5 protein-coding genes are annotated in these 5,433 nt (G+C 70.4%); 3 read left to right on the plus strand and 2 right to left on the minus strand.

Annotation, left to right across the window (positions count from 1 at the left end; translation table 11 throughout):
• A partial coding sequence (locus tag ACFWEP_RS30895; RefSeq protein WP_387375038.1) for an esterase/lipase family protein occupies positions 1-704 on the minus strand: 704 nt, incomplete at its 3' end.
• Positions 705-1,037: 333 nt separating this feature from the next.
• Here ACFWEP_RS30895 and ACFWEP_RS30900 point away from each other — a divergent pair.
• On the plus strand, positions 1,038-1,718 hold the full coding sequence (locus ACFWEP_RS30900) for an AroM family protein (protein ID WP_387375040.1): 681 nt from the start codon (positions 1,038-1,040) through the stop codon (positions 1,716-1,718).
• 12 nt (positions 1,719-1,730) lie between these two features.
• On the opposite strand, the gene ACFWEP_RS30905 is transcribed toward ACFWEP_RS30900, so the two are convergent.
• Positions 1,731-2,513 carry an IclR family transcriptional regulator gene (locus tag ACFWEP_RS30905; protein WP_387375042.1) on the minus strand — a complete coding sequence of 261 codons (783 nt, stop codon included), beginning with the start codon at positions 2,511-2,513 and terminating at the stop codon, positions 1,731-1,733.
• 250 nt (positions 2,514-2,763) lie between these two features.
• On the opposite strand from ACFWEP_RS30905, the gene ACFWEP_RS30910 reads away from it, so the two are divergent.
• Together ACFWEP_RS30910 and ACFWEP_RS30915 are read left to right on the plus strand one after the other, a co-directional pair.
• The gene (locus ACFWEP_RS30910) at positions 2,764-4,440 is read left to right on the plus strand and encodes an OPT/YSL family transporter (protein WP_387375044.1); all 1,677 of its coding nucleotides are present in this window, start codon (positions 2,764-2,766) and stop codon (positions 4,438-4,440) included.
• Positions 4,441-4,497: 57 nt separating this feature from the next.
• The coding region (locus ACFWEP_RS30915; RefSeq protein ID WP_387375045.1) for a DUF917 family protein at positions 4,498-5,433 on the plus strand (936 nt) is incomplete at its 3' end.

The following is a 5,433-nucleotide window of genomic DNA, read 5'->3' on the forward strand; positions in this document are numbered from 1 at the left end:
GTGTCCGTCAGGTACCCGATGTGCGTCTGGCAGGCCACGTTGTTGTTCGTCGCGCCGTCCAGCTTGGTGCTGGTGTACGGGAGGATGACGCCGTCGCACGCCGAGTACCAGGTGGCGTACTTGGTGGCCCCGGGGGTCTCGTCGCCCGAGCTGATCTGGGAGATGAACGAGGAGCCCGGGTACATCTGCTGGCACGTCGTGTAGATCAGGCAGGCGCCGGCGAAGGTCGTCCCGTGGTTCGCTCCGGCGATCGAGGCGAGGTGGCTGACGCTGGTGTTGCCGCCGAGCACCTTCAGGTAGTACTGGCTTACCAGGCCGCCCATCGAGTGGTTGACGATCGCGACCTGGCTCGCCCCGGTCTGCGCCTTCACGTTGTTGACGAAGGTGGCGAGGCCCTGGGCGTTGGTGATGTTGCTGCCGTACGAGTTGTACTCGTAGGCGAACAGGTTGGAGCTGGACCACCCGTTGAGCTGGAAGACGCTCTTGGCGGTCACCCAGTTGGAAGCGTTGCCGGTGTATCCGTGGACGAACACGACCGGGGTACTGGTCGACAGGGCCTGGGCGGCGGAGGCCGGCCGTGTGACGGAGGCGGTCGACGCGGACGTGGCGTCGGCCGCACCGGCGGTCGAGGCCGAGGCGAACAGGGTGAGAGCGGCGGCGGTGGCCGCGAGGGCGCCGAGCAGACGGCGGGGGGAACGACGCATGGAATGCTCCTGACAAGGATGGATGTGGGGCTCGGTGGGACTGGCCCGACCAGAGTCTCGGAGCACGGGCGGGCGGCCATCGGCGAAATCGCCAGCGTTCATGGCGGGCACACGGGCAGTCCAGAGTGCGACGAACCGCGCGAAGGGCGGCGTACGCGTACCGGGTCTGTCGCCGGTCGGTGCCGCCCGGCGGACCGTTGGCCCGGACGTACAGGCGGCCGGCAAGCACGTGCCGACTCCTCACGGATCGGATCTACCGCATCCCGCCCGGTGTGGCTAACGTTTTCCGGAACCCGTTTCCATTATCCGGAACACTATTCAGGCGGAGATGCTGTGAGTGCGTTGACCTTTCTGACCATCGGCCAGGCGCCGCGCCCGGACTTGTCCGGCGCCATCGAGGCGCACCTGCCGCCGACGACGCGCGTGCGGCACGCCGGCGTGCTCGACGGTCTGACCCGGGCGGAGGTCGAAGCCCGCTTCGCGCCCGTGGACGGTGGCGCGACGCTGCTGAGCAGGCTGGCCGACGGCGGTCCGGTGGCTCTGGACGCGGAGGCTGTCGGGGAAGCTCTGCAGGCCCGAGTCGATCAGGTGGAGGAGGAGGGTGCCGATGTCGTGGTTCTGCTGTGCACCGGCGAGTTCCCCGGTCTGCGCACCCGTGGGGCACGGCTCGTCGAGCCGGACGCCCTGGTGACGGGGTATGTGACCACGGTGCTGCCGGGCAGTCAGGTCGGGATCGTCGTGCCACTGCCCGAGCAGGTGTCCGAGGCCCGGGAGAAGTGGCGGGCCGTCGCTCCGGAACCCCTGTTCGGCACCGCCTCACCGTACGCCGACGACTGTTCGGCCCTGTGCGCGGCGGCCCATGCCCACCTGGAAGCGGGCGCGACGGCTCTGATGCTCGACTGCATGGGCTACGGCGACCGGCACCACCGGGCGCTCCGCGCGGCCGGAGTCACCGGGCCGGTCCTCACGCCCGGGGCGGTGGTGGGGGCCGCTCTCGGACCACTTCTGACCTGAGGGGCCCCGCACTCAGCGGGTGGCGCCGCTCTCCGCGTAGCGCAGCCAGTACGGGTCGCCGATGCGCTTGCCGACGCGCAGGGCCGCGTCCCGTACGGCTCGGCCGAAGCGCCCCTCGTTCTCGTCCCGCAGCTCTGGGGCGGGCAGCGCGATCCCTATGCCGAAGACCTGACCCGTGTCGCCGTCGAGGACGGCGGCGGAGATCCCGGCGACGTTGGGCACGTACTCGCCGCGTGAGGACTCCCAGCCGTCGGCGCGCACGCGGGCCAGGCAGGAGACCAGCTCACCTGGGGTGCGGGGGGCCGTTCCCGTGCTCTGTTCGAGGCGGGGGTCGATGAGCCGCAGCACCCTCGCGTCGTCCAGGCGGGAGAACAGTGCGCGGCCCATGGAGCTGGCGTAGGCGGGTGCCCTGGTGCCTGCCGGGGTGTACGCCTGGAGGGCGCCCACCGTGCCGATCCGCATGTGGAGTACGAGTGACTCGGCGCCGTCGAGTACGTCGACGTACCCGGTGTATCCGAGGTCGGCGACCAGTCGCCCCAGCTCCTCCTCCAGCAGGGAGGCGGTGCTGCGCGAGACGCGGAAGTGGTACGAGGCTTCCATGACGAGCTCGCCTGGACGGTAGGCGCGGCTCATCGGGTCCCGGTCGAGGAAGCCGTACTCGGCCATCATGCTCAGCGTCCGGGACACCGAACTCTTGGGCAGGTCCAGCGCCCCTGCGACATCCGTCACGGTCAGGTCGCGCTGAAGGCGCGCCATCAACCGCAGGACGTCGCGTGCGTTGGCGAGTGTGCTCACCGGTTTTCCGCCTCCCCCGAGCTCCCCCGAGTCGTGTCGTCCGATCGTAAGGGGCGCCCGGCCTCGTGCGTGACCGCCCCTCGTCCACAGCGGCGGGCTGCCCGCATGCCGAGAATTCCGGCTGCTCCCTTGACGACCGAGTGCGCCATATGGATGATCCAGAGATCTACATAGTAAGACCTGGTTCCAGATTATGGAACTTTTCGGTGGTCGAAACAGTCCGCCGCCCGATCAGGAGCACGGGAGAACCATGAGTACCGACGCCGCTCCCCAGGCCGTCACGGACACTTCGCACACCTCGGGCGATGCCCACAGCGCAGGCGAGGCGCGGCGCCATCCCCGCGCCCTCGCGCCCGGCAATCTGATCCTCACCGTGGTGCTCAGCGTGTTCGGCGCCATCGTGGGTGTGCAGCTGCTCGCCACACTCGGCGTCACCCCCAGTACCTCGCTGATCGGGGCACTGGCCGCGATGACACTCGCCCGGGTACCGCTCGTCTGGTTCCGGGGTTTCCGCTCGGTGCACGCCCAGAACCTGGCACAGACCAGCATCTCCTCGGCCACCTTCGGCGCCGCGAACAGCCTCTTCCTGCCGATCGGGATCCCGTTCCTCTTCGGGATGGACAACATGATCGTCCCGATGCTGATCGGCGTCTCCGCGGCGATGCTGGTCGACGCCTGGCTGCTCTACCGCATGTACGACACCCCCGCCTTCCCCGCGAAGAACCCCTGGCCGCCCGGGATAGCCGCCGCCGAGGCCATCAAGGCGGGCGACGAGGGCGGCCGTCGCGCCAAGGTGCTCGGGCTGGGTCTGCTCACCGGGATGGCCGGTGCCGCGTTCGCGCTGCCGATGTCGGCCTTCGGCGTGGCGCTCATCGGAGGGTTCGGTGCCATGGCCGCCTTCGGTGTCGGCCTGCTGTTCACCCAGTACGCCGACCCGCTCTTCGGCCTCGACCTCAACGCCATGTACCTGCCGCACGGCATGATGATCGGCGCAGGTCTGGTCGCCCTGGTCCAGGTCGGCCGCACCATCGTCAAGACCAGGCGGACTCCGGCGGACGAGCCACGGACCGCCCGCGCGACCACGACGGCCGACGCTCCGCAGGACACCCCGGACGGTGCGAAGCGCCTGGGCCGCTCGATGCGCCTGGGCTTCGGCGCCTACCTGGTGATCTCCGTCCTGCTGGCGTTCGGCACCGGTGCCGCCACGCACATGAGCGTGGGCATGCTGATCGGCTTCCTCTTCTACGCCACGGCCGCCGCGTTCCTGCACGAACTGCTCGTCGGAATCGCCTCCATGCACTCCGGCTGGTTCCCGGCCTTCGCGATCGCCCTGATCACGCTGCTGCTGGGCATTCTCATCGGCTTCCCGCCCGAGGCGCTCGTCGTGCTGTCCGGCTTCACCGCCGCGACCGGTCCCGCCTTCGCCGACATGGGGTACGACCTCAAGGCGGGCCACCTGCTGCGCGGGGAGAACGCCGACCCGGCCTTCGAGCTGGAGGGCCGCCGCCAGCAGCTGATCGCCGCGATGATCGGCTTCGGCGTCGCCATCGTGGTGGTCGTCGTCTCCTACCGGATGTTCTTCGACAACGGGCAGACCGCCCCGATCGACGCCGCGTACGTCGCGGCGATCAAGGCGGGCCCGTCGGTGGAGACTGCCCAGCACCTCGCCCTGTGGGCGATCCCCGGCGCGCTCGTGCAGCTCGTCGGCGGCTCCAAGCGCCAGCTCGGCATCCTCCTCGCGACCGGCCTGCTGATCACCACACCGATGGCCGGCTGGATGGTCGCCGCCGGCATCGCGGTCCGGATCCTCGCCCCGCGCGTGCTCGGACCGAAAGCCAAGGAAGACCTTGACGTCTTCGCCGGGGGAGCCATTGCCGGTGACGCCCTCTACTCGTTCGGCAACGGCCTGCTCAAGGCCGCGAGATAGCCGGACAACCGCTCGACCTTCTCGTACGTACCGCACAGAACCACCCTGGGAGACCCCGTGAAGCGACAGCTGACCCACGACGACATCCGCGCGGCCGTGTACGGCGGTGCCGTACTGGGCGGAGGCGGCGGCGGGTTCGTCGAGCGTGGCCTGCGCACCGCCGAGCTGGCCCTCCAGGTGGGCACGCCCGAGCTGTGGACCGCCGACGAGTTCCGGGCCGAGGACCTCACCGCGACCGTCGCCCTCGTCGGCGCCCCCGCCGCGCTCGACCCGCAGGTGCTGCCGACCCACTTGCTGCGCGCGCTGGAGCTGCTCCGCCGCGACCTGCCGGGCGAGCTCGTCGCGATCCACACGAACGAGAACGGTGCCGAGACCACGATCAACGGCTGGTTCCACGCGGCGATGACCGGCCTGCCCGTCATCGACCTGGCCTGCAACGGACGTGCCCACCCGTCGAGCGTGATGGGCGCGATGGGCCTGCACGTGCTGGACGACTACCGCTCCAGCCAGGGTTACGCGGGCGGCAAGCCGTACGCCTATGTCGAGGGCGCGGTCTCCGGGCGTCTGGAGGCCACCTCGAACGTGGTCCGGCGCGCCTCCGTCGAGGCGGGCGGCTGGGTGGGCGTCGCCCGCAACCCGGTCGACATCGGCTACGCGGTCAGGAACGGTGCTCCCGGCGCCATCGGCTTCGCCATCGAGCTGGGTCGTCGCTTCCTGGCGGACGGCCCGGTCGGCGCCGCACGGCATCTGGGCGGCGAGATCGTCGCGGAGGGCCGTGTGCGCGAGTACCGCTGCGAGCAGCGCGAGGGCCTGGACGTCGGTGTCGCCGTCCTCGACGATGCCGACGGCACCACGCTGCACTTCGTCAACGAGTACATGGCGCTCGACCTGGCCGGCGGCCGCCGCGCCTCGTTCCCCGACCTGATCACGACGTTCGACGAGGCGGGGCAGCCGCTCGCCTCCGCCGACGTCGCGGTCGGCGAGCAGGTCAGC

Source organism: Streptomyces sp. NPDC060198 (assembly GCF_042728415.1).
In the GTDB taxonomy this organism is placed as follows: Bacteria; Actinomycetota; Actinomycetes; order Streptomycetales; family Streptomycetaceae; genus Streptomyces.

Bases quoted from the DNA above. Each gene is read 5' to 3' on its own strand.
- ACFWEP_RS30910 (WP_387375044.1), top strand. From the start codon at position 2,764: ATGAGTACCGACGCCGCTCCCCAGGCCGTCACGGACACTTCGCACACC.